Below are 16,051 nucleotides of genomic sequence, written 5' to 3' on the forward strand. Positions count from 1 at the left end.
TCCTTTTAATGAACTAATTCAAAAACTCACACTATTCTCAGGCGCTTCATTGCCCCATAGATCCCAGCCCTGCACTTTGTCACGAGCAAAAAGTTCGATACGTTTCACCTCACCGTAAAGTTTCTCTAATCGGTAATGGACTTCTTTTGGTTTTTGGCTATGTTCACCGAGACAGGCGTAGATAACTTGTTTGATGGAAGCGTCCTTGCGTTCTAGTCCTTTTCCCTTGATGGCAATTAAACAATCTTCTGAATTACTGCGGGTGTAATTACCGCCATTCATGCGTGTTTCAGCATTGAGTAATGCCAGAAAGTCATTAGCATCAGATAGCGCAGCTTTTTTGATAGCTTTGGATATCCGCTCTTTGGCTAACTTATTGAGCTTGACCCAGGTAAATCCCTTCATGGTTTTGACTTTAAATCCCCATGCTTCCGCTAACCGGATAGCTTCCAGCGCAAAGTTCCCCGTGTACCACATGCAGAGTACGGAGTTATCATTAACGATGGTTTCTATAGGTAATCGAGTGAGGGAGTAAAAGTCAGTGGTGTTGTAGTGATTGTGTGCTGCGCCGTTTGATGCTTTGTTTTGGTATTGCCAGGGTGGATCTGCGAGTATTAGGTCATACTTCACGTCATCTCCTAAACATACCAGCTTTTACTTTTATGCAAGTCGTCTATTTTTTCTAAGATAGTGATTTTATTACCGCCATTTCCGGTTAATGTTCCGTTTTCTCCATCGGTATCAAATTGATATATCAATCCTTTGTTTGTTAATTTTTTCTCCTTCAATCTAATTATTTTCATCCTTTCACCATGATAAATAACCTGCATCCCTGCTTTGACATGGTGTAACGTTGTTCGGTATTCATGGATGTTATTCATACAGTTACTCCCATTACCAATCAAATGATTACCATTCTGATCAAAATTTGATCAACTTCAGTTAATTATGATATATTCATACCGTTGTGTGTTCGTAACCACAACATTTCCCTAGTATTGCCAGCCTTGCGCTGGTCTTTTTTTGAGTGATGCAGAAATACCAAATAGTGGTCAATCTCTAGTGAATACGTTGGCTATTAGCAAATAACGATTTCAGATTGATACCGTATACCTGTAGCCATGATTCAGCAGGCCATGACTTAACCTGACCATAACGAATATCAGGCACTTCGGTTGCTTCCATCTGGTTCTCACGGCACCATCTGCGAAGTGGGGCAAATTTGTATTCTTTCCCTGTGGCATTCTTTACAGCTGTGATGGTGGCATGTTTAACACTTTCTCCCAATCGTTCTGTCAGTTCCCGATTTTTACGGGTAGCAACGCTGAGTTTACCCATTGCAGAAGCTTCACGAGTGCGGCTGATTTGTGATTTTGTCCTAATTGCTTTATCACGTTCATCTGAAATAACCAGTTTTTCTTTTTCTGACTCAACTAGCGCTTCCAATGCTTGAATATAATTTCCAGGTAATGTTTTTTGGTATTGGATAGGACGGAAATAGGCGTTTTCCATTTTTTCAAAGAAAGCCCACGCTTCGTCAGTATCAACAATTTTTGACATACGAGCTGCGCCTTTCTCTGTCCATAATGTCAACGATGTTGTATGTTTATTAACCGAGTCGTTAATAGTCACGCGGTTTCTAAATTCATGTAATTCCTTACCTTCCAGCTTAAATACATGAACTCCTTCTATAAACCTATTTCGATTACGTGACAGATTTTTTCTAATTCCTGCTTCTGATATAGCATACCCCTTAGCAAGGGTTTCAGTAGTTACCACTCGAACATTTTGCCACTCAATAACGGGTAATTGATTTGAATCGATAGTAATTAAATTTTGCATATAGCAATTCCTCAATAGTTAAAATTGATGAATGAATATAGATGTTGACTCAGTGGAATAGGTAAGGTGGGGTAATTACTTCTTAACGCAAATCGCTTTGGCATCTATATCTTTGAAAGTTTCAAATTCCTTCTTGAATGCTTTAGCGGCGAATTGGCACATGTTCTCAGTGTCAAATTCCTGAGTATGAACACTTGCAAAGTTACTCGAGGCATAAGGGCTGGCGTACATGGCTAAAATTAAAATCCACATGGTGAGTTCTCCTGCGTCTAAAAGGGGATATCTTCATCTTCAAAATCAGCTTGATGAATAGCGTTACTGTTTGGCTGGTTAGCGGTTGATAGATTCGGTCTACCTTGACTTTCCTGCGGTTTTCTTTCCTTCCGGTTGCCCAATATTTCAACGTCATTGACCAGAAATTCGGGGGATATCCTTTGCTGACCGGACTTGTCTGTCCATTTATTTTCCTGATAGGCAGTGGTAACACGAACAAAAGTGCCTTTTTGTGCATGCTTCTCAATATATTCGGCTATTTGCTTAAATGCCTTGCAATTTATCCATGTTGTGTCATCAATCCATTGACCGTTACTATCTTTCCTTGATTTACTAATAGCTAGAGAAAATGTGGTAAATGGAATAAAAATATCGTTACTGGGAATATAGCGGATGTCTAATTTGCCGATGCGTCCGGTAAAGTTACACTGGTTCTGGTTTGCCATTTAATTCCTCCAATTCTGATTTACGCATGTCATAAACTTCTTTAGCTTTAGTCTGTTCAATCGTTCCCTCTAATGTTTTCCATGCCAAACTGAAGTGTTTTTTTAGTTCAGTAACTGTTTTTGATGAAGTTGCTTTCCCTGTAAATTCAGTGAGGACGTCAGCCGATGTTTCCTGTTTATAAACCACCTGATGGGTTTCAGCGTCAGGGTCAATAGCCGTTTCTTCTGTTGGAATACAAAACGCCTGAAATGCTGCATATTTATAAGCAATAGACATGGCTTTGTTGGTCGCTTTGTCTCCAGCATCCATTGCCTCTCCAAATGTAGTTACGGTATGCTTGCTGCCATCTTCAGTGGCAATAAAATCAAACTCGGCTTTAACGGTGACATAAAATAAGCTTCCTCCATTTCTTGTTTGTCTCTCAGTCACATTGCGTTCAATAATGCGGGGTAAAATAAGCAATCCGTGCTTAACAAGTGCCGGAGATAATGCGTTATAAACAGCATCAATACTTCTAAATTGAAAATTCTGGGTTGTGTTTTGTCCTGTCTTTTTTATTCCTATTTCAGACAAATGTTTAGCGACCTCGCTAATGGCTTTATAAACTTGACTCATTGTTAATCACCCCTTATTTTTCCGCCTAATGGTCCATCTCTTAGTTCCTGACCAATAAAAGGATTGTATTCTTTATTTTTAGTATCTATCGGTTGGTAAGTATTTATCGATGACTGACTTATTAATTTTTCTAGCTCTTTTGCTTCTTTATCGTACATTTCCATTGCTTGACGTTTTTCTTTCATCGATGGCGATAAAGGTTCTTTTCCTTGCCTGATTGCGTCCATCTGTTGTATTGCATAGGCAATAGCGTCTTCTTTTGATTGACATCTTCTTTCATCGGTCAGCCTCGGCAATTTCATGTGAAATCTCCTCGAAAATCCTGCCAGCTGATAGGGACGTTTCGGTGTCCAAGCACTTCACGTTGATGTTCATATTTGTTATGCTCCTTAAGCTCATTGCTTTTTCTTTGCACCTTGAGCAACTGAGTTAATTCAAATAAAGTCATGAGTTATTCCTATCTTGCTAACAGTAAAACGAGGCTTGCCAACGCGATGATTAGCACGGTGGGGATAATTTTTATGGTGTCTTTTCTGGCGAAGCTGTCACTATTTAAGACGTAGCGAAGCTCCTGCTGCTTAAGCTGGTTCATGTTTTTGGCTCTTAATTGATATTCAGATGTGATTAATTTGTAGAATACGGTCTTTATTCGTCCGATTTCTTTGATTGATATTTAAGTAGTGCCTGTGTTGCTCTGCGGTGTCGACGATGTGCGTTATAGAGTTCACGCTTTTTCTTCATTAACGCCCTATAGTGGGGCTTTGTATGCTCGATGACGCCTTCGTATTCTGGTTTTTCTGGGCTAAGTGAACCACAATGCGCTCTAGGGTCACCATTTTTGAGTAAATATTGGCGTATGGCAGAATGATAAATATCTTTCAGCGTCACGATGGCTTTTTCGCAAGCAAAAATATCTTTGGATGCCGCAATGATATGAGCAATAATAACGTCCTGATTCATCGTCATCTTAGGCCACCTGACTATATTTGTCGTGGGTGAATTCACCATTCCAGTCTTTCTTCATCGGTAGCTTACCTTTAAAGTATTGGTTATATAGCCATGTAGCCCCCTTTTTTAGCAGAACGATTTTGTAACACTGACGTTGCCCGTAATCGTTTGTCATGATGAAGGGGGATTCGGTTAGATACGTGTCTCTCGCATAGGAATGAACACGCCAGACATGAGCCTTGCTGATATCCTTTTCTGCATCGTAGAGAAAATGACGCGATTCGAGAAATAAATTAACCTGGTTAATGTTTACGCCATTAAGTTGTTTGCAGAATTGAACGGGTGTCATCCCAGCCTGAAACAGGTTTTTTAAACAATCAATTTCGGTTTTTTGTTCCTTGTTAACTAACGATAAGTGTTGAACTTTCTCTGCCATTTCAGCAGCAAGCCGTAGTGCATCAGGAAGTGTTTGTGGAATAACATGTGTAGCCGTTTTTGCCTGTCTTTCGCATTCAATGAAATACTGTCTGGCCTGTTTTCCTTTTTCATTACGCTCAACCATTGATAACTCTTTCGCCATATCGAAGGAAATGTGGTATTCCTTCGCTGGACGACCTCCGAAGGGGTTTTCGCCAGAATTGGCGAAAACTATATAGTCGATATTTTCTACAAATCCGTACTGCTTAATACGGTCTTTAATCCAATTTGAAAAATCCTTGCCAACTTCTAGAAATTGATGTAAGTCACGAGCATTGACTGTTTGGATTAATTCGCCGTTAATGTTTTTAGTTTCTATTGCAATCAGTTGATGTAATTTAGACATAAAAATATTTCTCCGTAATTAAACGAATTAAGGTGTTAACGTGAAAGATTTTGCAGATTGACCCCTAAACCCGTTATACTTACCAAAAAGGAGGATTTCCTATGGGTCAGGTTGCATTTGATACATTAAAATTTGTTGAAACGCTTGAAAGTGCTGGTTTACCAAAAAATCAGGCTAAAGCGATTTCTTTAGCTGTACGTGAATCACATGAAGCAGTTGATGTAGCGACTAAAGCTGATATTGCTGAAGTAAATCGCAATATTGCTGATGTTCGTAAAGACTTATCTGCTGAGATGAATTTACGTTTCGAAAGAGTAGACGCTCAAATATCTGATGTTCGTAAAGATATGGCGGTGCGTTTCGAGAAAACTGATGGTCAGATAGCGTTGATTCGTAAAGACGTTGAAACTATTGCTACTGGACTACTTTTAAAACTTGGTGGTGTAATCGTTGTGACTATTAGTGCTGCAACGGCAATACTCAAATTCTTCTAATTCTTCGATTGCAGGTTCAAATCCTGCACAGCCCGCCAATTTCACGATATATCTTCATCAGCCTACGATTCTCTTTCTCAAGACGATCATTTTCATTTGTTAAGCACCTGATAATTTCTTTGAAAGTGCGTATTTCTCTGTCATCATCATCACGAATATCAATACTGCTTAAGTATATTGAATCGCTCAAATCACGACTGCCATTAGTTACGCCAACCAGATTACCCATATTAGGGTGTTTTGCTGTTAAAATGCGTGGATTGTCCAGTCTCATCATTTGTACTCCTTTGTTTATTCTAATTATTTATTGCTGTGTTAGTACCCAATTCCAATGGCACCCCTACAATCTGGTGGGTTACTGGTTAAATCGCGATTTTGTTTTTCACGAATACTCATATTTGCACATTGACCAAGAATTAACTTATTATTTTCTAAGGCTACAAATGCGTCTCTAATCTTGTGGCTTAGAGTATTAATATCAACTTCGTTTAATGATAAATCGCGTTTGTAATTAATTTCTAACAGATTAGCTAAAACTTCACGTGCTTTGTCTTGTGATTTCGCACTTAATTCTTCAAATTTCATACTTCCTCCTAAATATTAATAAGTTTAAGGATGCATGCCAAGTGCCTCTTGGTGTCCGCTTACAGTCATCACGGACGGGTAAACGCAATCAAACTATATTTAGCTATATAAATAGATAATTTATAGTGTGTTGACTGTCCCACGAGCGCAGAGCCGCATTCACACATCCTTAAATTGATTATGGGTTAAAAATAATGCAAGTTTATTAATTACCCTGATTTAATTTTAACCTTACTATAAATAGGGAGGTTATTTTGTGTAATATACGATAAGTGATTAAGCGAGCTGTGATTTGGGCAGGAAAGTTACTGCAATTAGAGAATAATCATCAATACTAGTATTTTTATTTATTCTTCTTTGTAAGCTGGAAGCAAAGCGTATAGGGTTTTTTAGTGTTTCGATAGAGAATCTGGGGCGCTTTTCCCAAAAATGATGGGCACCATCTGACATGATGTACAAATTCAAAAGCCCATTATTTTCAATAAGTTCAGAAACTGGATAGCATAGCTTCTGGTATTGAAGCTCAACAATTCTTGATATAGCCGTTGTGAGTTTATTTTTTCCTTTAATATTTTTTAACTCTTTTTTTGTATATATTTTTTCATCTAATAGACTTTGATGTACGGTATGGTCTTTAGATAATTGGATTAGTTTATTTTTATTTTTTACATAAATTCTTGTATCACCAATATGACCTATATGGACATTATCGTTGTTAACATAACAAAAAGTTAGGGTTGTTGCAGAATGATATAAATCAGGATTTTCATCTGATATTTTTAATATCTCATCTTTGATAGTGCTGAATATAGAATCTATATCTATATCATGATCTAAAACCATTTTTGATAGGTTATTAATAGCTATTTGAGAAGCTAATTTAGCACCTTTATATGAACCGACACCATCAGCTATCGCAAAGATATAACCATTCCCTATTTTTAAAGGAGGTAAAATAGAATCCTGATTTTCCTTGAAATCGTCTTTACCATAAGAAAAGAGACCACAATTTAACAGCTCGATCATTGATTCCTCCTTTCAATTACGTTGTTTAAAGCAGCTAACATTTCTGAAACAGATTGGTACCTATCTTTACATCTTAGATTAGTACTCTTACGTATAATGTCATCAACACCGTCAATCGCTAAAATATCCATTTCTTCCATTATAACGCCAAGTGCGTAGATATCTGACTGTATACTATATTCTCCCTTCTTCGCTTCAGGTGACATATACTCTACAGTTCCTAACGCAATCTGAATCTTTGTTAATATCTCTGATTCAGATTCGTTATTTGAGTTTTTTATTAGGCCGAAATCTGATACTTTATAAACATCATTGTTAAATTTTAGAATATTAGCGGGTTTTAGATCTCTGTGAAGATAACCTTTCTGATGAACATAATTGACTCCCTTTAAGATCATTTTTGTTATTTCCATTTTTTTATTTATATCTAATATATTTTCAGAGAGTTCTTTTCTGAGGTCTGTTTGCGAAAGTTCCATGATAAACCAAGGATTTTTGATTTCCATGTGATGCATGCATATATAGACAACATTAGAATGTTTACAATTAGCTTGATAAAAAACTTCTCGTTTAAATCTTCTTCTCAATTCATCATGAGTAAATATTGAGCCAACATATTCTTTTTGAACGGATAACGTTTTTCTAGCATATTGCCCAGCTAATTTTCCATTCAAATTAAATAATTTTATTAATTCAACTTTCCCAAAAGTACCATTCCCAATTTCTTCAACTGGTTCTATTAAATAGTTCCCTTTTCTTTCCATACTTTTAGCCTTTTTTAAGTATGGACATAATTTACTATTAAATTAATGAGTAACCTATTAATTAATTGCTTCAAAATTTTGCTGTAGCTTCCCTAGACATCAGAAAAGGGCGGCGTAGTTTTGGTTTGACTGAATACAAAGCTACTTTTGGCAGACAACAATTATCAAAAGAATCATAAACTTTAGTAGGACGAATTGAAATTGCCTTTTCTACACGATTAATCACTTTTCTTTTTAGTGAAAGGATAGGGCGTTTAGTGTTTGTTGGTGTTTGTTGCTGAGAGGGTTTGCTTCGATTTAAGGCTGCTTTCAGTGCCATATTAAGTGCTTTGTTATATTCATAAGCTGCTTGCTTGGCTCTTCTACGCTCATGTCTACGACTACGAGCATTATCATAACCATGAAAGTTACACATATTACCTCCTGACAATGGGTTTTGGTGGTGTGTGCCGGAGGTATCCGGATTATATTTACAGTCATATTGGTAGTACCCTGGTGTTGGTTTTTGACTTAATGACTGTATTTTTGTTATTTCACACACCCCAAAACCGACTGTTTGGGTGTTTTGTGGTTACGCTTTTTCAGCGAAAGAGTGTTAAAGAGCGGTACTGCTTAACTGTCGTCACTTGCCTTCATGTTCATACGCCTCAGGCTGGCTACTTAGCAACGTCTGGCAAGGTTTCAGATAACTCGGAGTCTTGTCTTGGCGTTTGCCTGTTGCAGTGAGTTGATGGATATCAATATAAAATAACTTAGTTTATATTGCAACTAAAAACTAAATATATTTTGTTTTATGGCGATCTGAGACCGCCAGAATGAAAGCAAGAGGGTTATAATTCGAAGTGGACCCCACGAACGGTGCCAATAATTTCGCAAGAATCGGTTATGAGTATTTTGTCGTATCGGGGATTTAATGGCATTAAATAACTATTAAGTCCATCGATAACTAATTTTTTTACCATCATTATACTTCGTGGGGGATTACTTAAATTATCAGATATGATAGCAGCAACTATTTTTCCATTCGTTGGTTCATCTAAAGGATCTATAGTGATTATTGCCCCTTTAGGAATGCTTGGCTCTCCATAAGGGTTAACCATTGTATCGTCATCTATTCTTACACAAAAAGCCTTTGGTGAGGCACTAACAAAATCAGGGATTACTTTTTCTTGGTTAGGCATTTCATACCCTCCATTTTTGGTGAAAGAAATTGCTTCTTCCCAAGTCAATAGAGGGATAAATCTAATATTACTATTATTTATAGGAATCACTGATCCTGGATTTTTTCCGTATAATAAGTAATTTTCTGTTGTATTAAGTGCTCTTGCTAGTTTGCTAAGAGCTTTACCTCCAGGTTCATTTAGGTCTTTTTCCCAATATCCTACTGTAACTCCTGTAACGCCTATAGCTTTTCCAAGTGTAACTTGGGTGTATTTTTTTAGTTTTCTTAAATATTTGAGGCGTTGACCTAATGTTTTCACAATAGACTCCATAAATTTGTAATCTAATTTATTTTAGTTTTTATTGACCTAATAAAAGTTATTTTATAGAATCTAAATAAAATTATATAAATGGAGGGGACATGACAGTTAATCAGTTGAAGTCATATTTTGGTAAAAATAGACAGATAGCCGATTTTTATGGCATCACTTTAGAGGCTATATATATGTGGCGTAAGCGAAGTGGTCAAATAATACCCAAATCTAGAGCTTTGGAAGCCGAATATAGAACTAATGGTGCACTAAAGTTTGATCCATCATTTTATGCAAAGAAAAATAATGATCTTACCAAAATATAATTTTTAGTTTAAAAACCGCTCTTTAACAACCTGGCCTCCCTGAAATTGGGAGATTTTAAATTCCCAACCCATCGGGAGGGATAACTATTATCTGAAACTTATGGATTAAGTGTAGGATAAGATTGCTGCAAAGACTATCAAATCATTTTGTCTGTATGCTATTTGATTTGCGGGTTTTTGAGTATTTTCTTGCAGAATAGAGATAAGTATTCGGTAAGCAACAGTTATCAAATGAAGGCTGAGGCTTTTTGTCTTTTAGATTGAGAGTGAGTGATGCAAGGGTATTAACGGTATCATCTTGCTTGTTGAATATGGAATCAAGGATTTGCTCTGTAGAACGTGGCTTAGGTTTCGCTTCGTATTCAGCGCGTTTCCTATCCCAGAATGCCATTTGCTTTGCCAGGCGACGAGATTTAGCATTGTCTTTTTTAGGTTTAAAGATAATGGTTGCCATTTTGTTCCTCCTAAATAAGTTTTAGTGGTGTGTGCCGGATACTTCCGGTTTGTACTCACAGTCTGTTTATTCCCTGGTGTAAAAATGAAGTTCAACTGTTTTGTTATATTCACACACCCCAAAACTCACTTGGTGGTGCTCTAAAGCTTATTCAGAGCGGTGATCCCAATATGTTAAAGAGCGAGATGACTTAGGTACTGATGACTACACTTGCCTTCATGTTCATATGCCTCAGGCTGGCTACTTAGCAACGTCTGGCAAGGTTTCAGATAACTCGGAGTCTTGTCTTGGCGTTTGCCTGTTGCAGTGAGTTGATGGAATATAATCTACAAATTAAAATTTAAATTGTCAATGTATTTTATAATTTAATTTGTAATTATAGGCGTGTAAATTTGAATTGTTTATAAATAAAATTTAAAAAAGAGGGTTTTAAAGAGTTTAGACTATATTCTTTTTTGTTTTAAAAGTTCTGCTATTTTCTTCTCATAAAAATTTTTTTTGATTTCTAGTTCTTTTAGAATCAAATCAACATCACTTTCAGGAAGGGATTCAAATAATTGTAATATCAACTTTTGTTTTTCCGTAAGCGTGTTTTTTTTCATAGAAAAAATTTCATGACTTTTATTTTCTTGATTTGTTAACTTATCGGAGAAGAACCAATCTACAGTTTTTCCTGTTACTTCAGATAATTTCTTAAGCTTATCCATTCTAGGTATTACATTTTTCAACCAGCCTTGAACAGACTGGGGCTTAACTCCCATTCTGCGAGCCAGTTCTGATTGATTCCAGCCTAGCTCATCTAACACCTGCTGAAGTCTTTTAGGAAAACTCATACTTTTACCCATTGAATAATTATCACTATTAAAGCATACAAAATTTTTTTGTTATTAACATTGCAAATATAATTTGAAATTTAAAATTAAATCTGTAATATCATTAAACCTAATTGGAGGAGTTCGTATGGATATAGATCTAAAAAATAAAATATTTGCTATCACGACTCAGTCTGAGTTAGGTCGTAAATTGGGTAAACGTCCTCAGACAATTAGTGTTTGGTTTAGAAATCGTGTTCCTGCTGAATGCGTTTTTTCAATGGCTAAAGTTTTAGAGTGGCAGATCACTCCCCACGAGCTACGCCCTGATATTTACCCAAACCCAACAGATGGTATCCCTGCTAATAAGCAAAATACTCTCTGAGTAACACCGTTCTTTAACATTTTGACTCGCTCTGAATAAGCGTTAGAGCCACCACAACCTCATAGGAATATCGAGGTAGGGAATTTTATTACTTAAGGATTATAACCATGGAATATTCAAATACTATCAAAATCACCTGCAAACCTGAGCATTTAGAATCTTACTTCTACCAGAAGATGGCATCCGAAGGCGGTAATAACGGGTTTGCTAAATCACTAGGGATCCACCCATCAACAGCGAGTCGGGATAAAACCAGAATATTTAAATTAGCCTGTCAGGTCGTCTCAGAATACGGCTTGCCGAGGCATGTGGTGAGTATACCTGATTCATCGACACAGGAGGTTGTCATTACAAATATTTCAGGTGAGGAAATACGAAAGCTGATTGATATGCTGGAGCATTTAAGACTGCCAAAAAAAGAAGCTTCAAAGTTAAAAAACGATGAAGCCTCTAAATGTCAGATGGAAATATGTATTTAACTACGATTTCAAGGAGAAGGGAAACGCCGAATTTCCCTTTTTTCTTTCAATTTCAGCGAGGTCATTATGCCAAAAAATCGCCGATTTATCAATAAAAACCATGAAGAAAAAGCTCATCCAGATAGTCCTGATGGGCTATTGGTTGCTGCATCAAAAAATAAGCGTTTCGCACATCGATTTGTATCAGAATTCAGAAAGTTACAAGGAGTTAAAAATGGCTGCAACAGTCACCAGTCTTGATGATTACAGAGTTAAAAACGAAGTCAGGGAGAATACCGTGGCTGAGATTGAAAATGGGTATACCAGAGTAGCGAATGAGCTACTTGAAGCGATAGCCGGTGCTGATTTAACTGTCAGACAGATAAAAATCTTACTCACTATAGTCAGAAAAACTTATGGCTTCGGCAAAAAGCTTGATCGAATTACGAATACACAAATTGCAGAAATAACAGGTATACATCATACCCATGTTTGTAAAGCAAAGAATGAAATGATTTCAATGAATATCTTAATCTTGGAAAAGGGAAGAATAGGAATTAACAAAAAAATATTTGAGTGGAATTTTAATATTAGCCAAAATAGCAAAACATTAGCCAATTCAGCTAATGATAATAAATTAGCTAAGTCAGCTAATAAAAGTTTAGCCAAGTTAGCTAATCTTAGGTTAGCTGCGCCAGCTAAACACAAAAGAAATATTTTAAAGAAAAAAGAAAATACTCCCCTAACCCCTCACGAGGGGAATGATGAGAAATTAATTTCTAACAATCGAAAAACCAAAATCCCCTATCAGGAAATCCTACAAGTTTACAACGAGACGGTAGGTGACAGATTACCCAATGCTGAATCACTGAACGACAAACGAAAACGGGCTATTGGTAAATTCTGGAAAGAACTCAAAAACCCTTCGGTTGATGCTGCCAGAAACTATTTTGAAGTATTTGTTGAAACAGCAAACCCGTGGTATTTCGGAGAAAATGACCGAGGCTGGCGAGCAAGTTTTGATTATCTGCTAAGGCCTGACACGGTAACAAAAACTAGGGAAGGGGCGTTATGAGTTATCAAGTGGTCATTCAGTCAAGGAGGACAGAGCGAATGACCGAAGTTAAAAGTTAGCATTTTTACCTCAGGTTTAAAATTCAATCTCAATTTGCTATTCAGATACCCGTTTAAAATACACCCCTTTTCATTCTAAACCGTTTTCTCGATAAAAACGTATTATTCTCACCACTAAAATTTTATCGCTGCTCAGAATGCGATACAGCGCGTTTTAGATTTAAGGAATGACCCGATGAGATATAGTATTAATCAAGTACCTAATAACATCGCTGCTGAGCAAAGTGTTATTGGTGGTTTGTTGATAGACCCAATGAGCGATAATGCTTCAAAGGTGTTTTCACTGCTAAGCCCTGATGATTTTTATGCCACGCACCACCGATTGATTTATGCAGAAATGCGCGCGATGAGCCGGAGACGTCAGGCAATCGATATCATCACGGTGGATGAAGCGTTGTCTAAATCAGGGATGGCTAAAAAGGCCGGTGGATTTGCCTATCTTGCTGAGATAGCCAAAAATATCCCGAGTGCCGCAAATATCGTCAGTTACGCAAAAAGTATCAAAGAGTGTGCAGTAGAACGCTATACGGTTGAAAAAACCATTGAGATTCAACAACTGTTTATTCAGCCTAATACGCTAGAATTTAGTGATAAAATTGATATGGCGCAACGTCTGATTGATGAAGCAGCAAAGTTTGGCAAAGTGGGTTACAAAACAGGGCTTAGCCGGATTGATGATGTATTGGACAATACGTTTACAGAGATTTGTAACCGTCAGGATAATCCTGAAAAGCATTGTGGACTCAAAACAGGATTTAGGGACTTTGACGACTTGCTTAAACCCAAACAAATCGTTAATGGTTCGCTGTTTGTTATTGGGGCACGCCCCAAGGTGGGTAAAACGACTGTACTTACTGAAATGGCGAGAAATGTGTCAAATCAAGGGAAAGTGGTGCTGTTGTTTAGCATGGAAATGACGGATAGCCAATTAGCCGAGCGCATGTTAAGTCAACAATCCAATCTTAATTCAAATCGGTTTTATGAGAAACTGGCAGAGCACGAATGGGATGAGCTGAGTAATGCAATGGGTAGACTCAAACAGTGCCCAAATATCTGGATTGATGATACGCCAGCTATGACTTTGCATCACATACAATCAGAATGTCGTAAAATAAAACGTAAAATAGGCGATATTGGGTTTATTGGCGTTGATTATTTAACACTGATGCAGACTGAAAAAGCTGACAGAAACGATTTAGCCTACGGAAATATCACTAAAGGGTTAAAAGTTTTAGCAAAAGAACTTAATACTGTTGTCGTGTTATTAACACAATTAAACCGAAGTTTAGAACAGCGCACCAACAAAAGACCCATGCCCAGTGACAGCCGCGATACGGGGCAAATTGAGCAGGATTGCGATTATTGGTTAGGGATTCATCGAGAATCGGTTTATGACACGGAAGCAGATAAAACGCTAACAGAACTCATACTACGGTTAAATCGACATGGTAAAACAGGCACGGTTTACGTTGACCAGAAAGGACTAAGTATTTTCCCTATTGACCAGCATGTAGCCGCAGCAAAAAGCCAACCACAAAAAGAACCTAAGCGTTATTCAGATAAGAAATTCTAATCAGGACACCCTCCAATGAAATACCAAATTGAAGCAACCCTTGTTAAGGATGGCGGCGAACCTGTGCATTGGCAGCGCTTTAGCGACAAAGCACTATCAGAAAAAGATTGCCTGAAAATGTTATCCCAGCCGTCCATGTTCAAAATGCAATTTAGAGAGCTGGATTACTACTGGACTGTTGGCAGTGGCAAGGCTGGAAAATGTGACAAATTGCCAAAAGTGTTAATAAAGAATTTCAGTTGTATAAAAATAAAATAATAGGCAGGAGGCGCATTTGGAAGACAAATTACTCTTCCACGAATCAACGAAACAATCCGTCTGGCAAACCTTAAAAGCTGTTCTCGCAACAAACCAACCGCATCACCTCATCATCAAGCCCTTCAAGCAGACTCGAAGCCTATCGCAAAATTCACTTTTTCATTTGTGGACATCTGAGATAAGCAAATATCTGTGTGCTAACAACGCTAATTATACCGCTGAGCAGGTGAAGGAAATGTTGAAACATACATTCTTAGGTTATGAAGTTGTAGAGCGTATCGATGTGACCACACAGCAGCCAGAGCGCGTCAGAACGCTCAGGAGGACATCAAAACTTGATACGGGTGAGATGCATGTTTTTATGCAAAAAGTGGAATGCTGGGCGATTGGCATATGTTGTTTCGTGACGATACCGGAGAGTTCGGAGTATATGAAATTAAAACAGGAACAAGAAAATTAAATGGCACTGAAAAGGGATAAATACGATGCTGTGTTCTCTGAATTAGTTCGCGAAAGAACAAACTGGATATGTGATTATTGCGGACGACATTTTCAGCATGAACGCGCTAAGCTGCACTGCTCACACTTCAAATCAAGGCGACACAAAGCCACCCGTTATCACCCCTTAAATAGTTTTTCGCACTGTCAAGGCTGTCATCGTAAGTTAGGCGAAGACCCTTACGAGTTTACCGCGCATGCAGAAATTACCTACGGTGAGATGACCATTGCCAAAATAGCGATGCTAGCAAATACCCCTGTAAGGCTCAAGGTGGGTGAAATGGATGAAATCTACCGTCAAATGAAAAGTGAGCTAAAAAGAATGAAAATGATGCGACTTCAAGGTTTTTTAGGGCGAATTGAGTTTTTCTTACCGGATTGGTATCAGGCAGGTATCACCTTTCGAATGGGCGAAGAAAAAGCCCACACATTTTAAACCACCATAACTATTCAACGCAGGGCATTGAAAGCATGCCCCTATTCCTATTTTTGCCGGAGGGGAGATGAGCAGGCACGTAAAAGATTTGTTAGAAGCATGGGGAAACTGGAGCATGAGCCGGATTGGAACCGAGTACAAAGGTATGTCTTCCATTGCTCCTGTTAAATTCGATGATGATAGACCTTGGTTAAGCGATGAGGAAGGCGAAATAGTTGATAAGGCCGTAGCAGGATTAAAAAAATACGACATCGATGGATATAACATTATTTGCTTACATTATCAGCATCATATTTCATGCCGAATGATAGCTAAAAACTGGAAGAAAAGACCCGATTATATCACGGCTTACATGGGTAGGGCTGAATCCTACATCGCTGGCACTGTTCACACACTCCTTAAAGCAACAAATTGACAACACCGTATAG

General features: G+C 37.7%; 28 protein-coding genes. 10 read left to right on the plus strand and 18 right to left on the minus strand.

Annotated features, from left to right (window positions below):
• Window positions 1-18: 18 nt before the first annotated feature.
• From ArsFIN_RS04950 to ArsFIN_RS27195, 10 genes are all read right to left on the minus strand, one after another.
• Window positions 19-630, minus strand: coding sequence for an MT-A70 family methyltransferase (locus tag ArsFIN_RS04950; RefSeq protein ID WP_135677492.1), 612 nt, complete (start codon window positions 628-630; stop codon window positions 19-21).
• Window positions 631-638: 8 nt separating this feature from the next.
• Window positions 639-881: a hypothetical protein gene (locus ArsFIN_RS04955; RefSeq protein WP_135677493.1), complete on the minus strand. Its 243-nt coding sequence runs from the start codon at window positions 879-881 to the stop codon at window positions 639-641.
• A gap of 178 nt (window positions 882-1,059) precedes the next feature.
• On the minus strand, window positions 1,060-1,842 hold the full coding sequence (locus ArsFIN_RS04960; protein WP_135677494.1) for an ORF6N domain-containing protein: 783 nt from the start codon (window positions 1,840-1,842) through the stop codon (window positions 1,060-1,062).
• Window positions 1,843-1,917: 75 nt separating this feature from the next.
• Window positions 1,918-2,094, minus strand: coding sequence for a hypothetical protein (locus ArsFIN_RS26200; RefSeq protein WP_167876657.1), 177 nt, complete (start codon window positions 2,092-2,094; stop codon window positions 1,918-1,920).
• A gap of 17 nt (window positions 2,095-2,111) precedes the next feature.
• Window positions 2,112-2,561 carry a single-stranded DNA-binding protein gene (locus tag ArsFIN_RS04965; RefSeq protein ID WP_026824143.1) on the minus strand — a complete coding sequence of 150 codons (450 nt, stop codon included), beginning with the start codon at window positions 2,559-2,561 and terminating at the stop codon, window positions 2,112-2,114.
• Entirely contained in the window at window positions 2,539-3,177 is a 639-nt protein-coding gene (locus ArsFIN_RS04970) for an ERF family protein (protein ID WP_026824142.1), read from the minus strand. The genes ArsFIN_RS04965 and ArsFIN_RS04970 overlap by 23 nt, the downstream gene beginning before the upstream one ends.
• Before the next feature lie 2 nt (window positions 3,178-3,179).
• The gene (locus ArsFIN_RS04975; protein WP_135677495.1) at window positions 3,180-3,479 is read right to left on the minus strand and encodes a hypothetical protein; all 300 of its coding nucleotides are present in this window, start codon (window positions 3,477-3,479) and stop codon (window positions 3,180-3,182) included.
• Window positions 3,476-3,625, minus strand: a complete 150-nt coding sequence (locus ArsFIN_RS26205) for a hypothetical protein (RefSeq protein ID WP_167876658.1) — start codon at window positions 3,623-3,625, stop codon at window positions 3,476-3,478. Before ArsFIN_RS26205 ends, ArsFIN_RS04975 begins: the two co-directional genes overlap by 4 nt.
• Window positions 3,626-3,822: 197 nt before the next feature.
• A complete protein-coding gene (locus ArsFIN_RS04980; protein ID WP_135677496.1) occupies window positions 3,823-4,143 on the minus strand; it encodes a hypothetical protein in 321 nt (106 codons plus the stop codon).
• A gap of 1 nt (window position 4,144) precedes the next feature.
• A complete protein-coding gene (locus ArsFIN_RS27195; RefSeq protein WP_246067245.1) occupies window positions 4,145-4,948 on the minus strand; it encodes an antA/AntB antirepressor family protein in 804 nt (267 codons plus the stop codon).
• A gap of 101 nt (window positions 4,949-5,049) precedes the next feature.
• Between ArsFIN_RS27195 and ArsFIN_RS04995 the strand changes: the two genes are divergently transcribed.
• Complete coding sequence (locus ArsFIN_RS04995; protein ID WP_135677497.1) at window positions 5,050-5,442, plus strand: CCDC90 family protein; 393 nt, start codon at window positions 5,050-5,052, stop codon at window positions 5,440-5,442.
• A gap of 16 nt (window positions 5,443-5,458) precedes the next feature.
• On the opposite strand, the gene ArsFIN_RS05000 is transcribed toward ArsFIN_RS04995, so the two are convergent.
• The 6 genes from ArsFIN_RS05000 to ArsFIN_RS05025 form a co-directional block, all read right to left on the minus strand.
• A complete protein-coding gene (locus tag ArsFIN_RS05000; protein ID WP_135677498.1) occupies window positions 5,459-5,719 on the minus strand; it encodes a hypothetical protein in 261 nt (86 codons plus the stop codon).
• Between the two features lie 38 nt (window positions 5,720-5,757).
• Window positions 5,758-6,027 carry a hypothetical protein gene (locus ArsFIN_RS05005; protein ID WP_135677499.1) on the minus strand — a complete coding sequence of 90 codons (270 nt, stop codon included), beginning with the start codon at window positions 6,025-6,027 and terminating at the stop codon, window positions 5,758-5,760.
• Window positions 6,028-6,303: 276 nt separating this feature from the next.
• On the minus strand, window positions 6,304-7,053 hold the full coding sequence (locus ArsFIN_RS05010; protein WP_135677500.1) for a PP2C family protein-serine/threonine phosphatase: 750 nt from the start codon (window positions 7,051-7,053) through the stop codon (window positions 6,304-6,306).
• Window positions 7,050-7,817, minus strand: a complete 768-nt coding sequence (locus ArsFIN_RS05015; RefSeq protein WP_135677501.1) for a serine/threonine-protein kinase — start codon at window positions 7,815-7,817, stop codon at window positions 7,050-7,052. The genes ArsFIN_RS05010 and ArsFIN_RS05015 overlap by 4 nt, the downstream gene beginning before the upstream one ends.
• Before the next feature lie 70 nt (window positions 7,818-7,887).
• Window positions 7,888-8,232 carry a transcriptional antitermination N peptide gene (locus ArsFIN_RS05020; protein WP_135677502.1) on the minus strand — a complete coding sequence of 115 codons (345 nt, stop codon included), beginning with the start codon at window positions 8,230-8,232 and terminating at the stop codon, window positions 7,888-7,890.
• A 415-nt stretch (window positions 8,233-8,647) separates the two neighbouring features.
• Window positions 8,648-9,298: a LexA family protein gene (locus ArsFIN_RS05025; protein WP_026824007.1), complete on the minus strand. Its 651-nt coding sequence runs from the start codon at window positions 9,296-9,298 to the stop codon at window positions 8,648-8,650.
• A 101-nt stretch (window positions 9,299-9,399) separates the two neighbouring features.
• Here ArsFIN_RS05025 and ArsFIN_RS05030 point away from each other — a divergent pair, with 101 nt between their 5' ends.
• Window positions 9,400-9,615, plus strand: a complete 216-nt coding sequence (locus ArsFIN_RS05030) for a Cro/CI family transcriptional regulator (protein ID WP_026824008.1) — start codon at window positions 9,400-9,402, stop codon at window positions 9,613-9,615.
• 142 nt (window positions 9,616-9,757) lie between these two features.
• Here ArsFIN_RS05030 and ArsFIN_RS05035 read toward each other — a convergent pair whose 3' ends face one another.
• Together ArsFIN_RS05035 and ArsFIN_RS05040 are read right to left on the minus strand one after the other, a co-directional pair.
• Window positions 9,758-10,069: a hypothetical protein gene (locus tag ArsFIN_RS05035; RefSeq protein ID WP_051297179.1), complete on the minus strand. Its 312-nt coding sequence runs from the start codon at window positions 10,067-10,069 to the stop codon at window positions 9,758-9,760.
• Between the two features lie 443 nt (window positions 10,070-10,512).
• Window positions 10,513-10,902, minus strand: a complete 390-nt coding sequence (locus ArsFIN_RS05040) for a helix-turn-helix domain-containing protein (protein WP_026824009.1) — start codon at window positions 10,900-10,902, stop codon at window positions 10,513-10,515.
• Between the two features lie 127 nt (window positions 10,903-11,029).
• Between ArsFIN_RS05040 and ArsFIN_RS05045 the strand changes: the two genes are divergently transcribed.
• The 8 genes from ArsFIN_RS05045 (at window position 11,030) to ArsFIN_RS05080 (ending at window position 16,038) form a co-directional block, all read left to right on the plus strand.
• Entirely contained in the window at window positions 11,030-11,266 is a 237-nt protein-coding gene (locus ArsFIN_RS05045; protein ID WP_026824010.1) for a transcriptional regulator, read from the plus strand.
• Window positions 11,267-11,373: 107 nt separating this feature from the next.
• Window positions 11,374-11,745 carry a hypothetical protein gene (locus ArsFIN_RS05050; protein ID WP_135677503.1) on the plus strand — a complete coding sequence of 124 codons (372 nt, stop codon included), beginning with the start codon at window positions 11,374-11,376 and terminating at the stop codon, window positions 11,743-11,745.
• A gap of 100 nt (window positions 11,746-11,845) precedes the next feature.
• Window positions 11,846-12,799, plus strand: coding sequence for a replication protein (locus ArsFIN_RS05055; protein WP_246067340.1), 954 nt, complete (start codon window positions 11,846-11,848; stop codon window positions 12,797-12,799).
• Window positions 12,800-13,033: 234 nt separating this feature from the next.
• Complete coding sequence (locus ArsFIN_RS05060; protein WP_246067341.1) at window positions 13,034-14,431, plus strand: replicative DNA helicase; 1,398 nt, start codon at window positions 13,034-13,036, stop codon at window positions 14,429-14,431.
• A gap of 15 nt (window positions 14,432-14,446) precedes the next feature.
• On the plus strand, window positions 14,447-14,689 hold the full coding sequence (locus tag ArsFIN_RS05065) for a DUF1187 family protein (protein ID WP_135677505.1): 243 nt from the start codon (window positions 14,447-14,449) through the stop codon (window positions 14,687-14,689).
• Between the two features lie 16 nt (window positions 14,690-14,705).
• The gene (locus ArsFIN_RS05070; protein WP_135677506.1) at window positions 14,706-15,149 is read left to right on the plus strand and encodes a recombination protein NinB; all 444 of its coding nucleotides are present in this window, start codon (window positions 14,706-14,708) and stop codon (window positions 15,147-15,149) included.
• On the plus strand, window positions 15,150-15,623 hold the full coding sequence (locus ArsFIN_RS05075) for a hypothetical protein (RefSeq protein WP_135677507.1): 474 nt from the start codon (window positions 15,150-15,152) through the stop codon (window positions 15,621-15,623).
• Window positions 15,624-15,738: 115 nt separating this feature from the next.
• Window positions 15,739-16,038: an antiterminator Q family protein gene (locus tag ArsFIN_RS05080; protein ID WP_246067342.1), complete on the plus strand. Its 300-nt coding sequence runs from the start codon at window positions 15,739-15,741 to the stop codon at window positions 16,036-16,038.
• The last annotated feature ends 13 nt before the right edge of the window (window positions 16,039-16,051 follow it).

The sequence above is a fragment of the Arsenophonus nasoniae genome (assembly GCF_004768525.1).
Lineage (GTDB): Bacteria > Pseudomonadota > Gammaproteobacteria > Enterobacterales > Enterobacteriaceae > Arsenophonus > Arsenophonus nasoniae.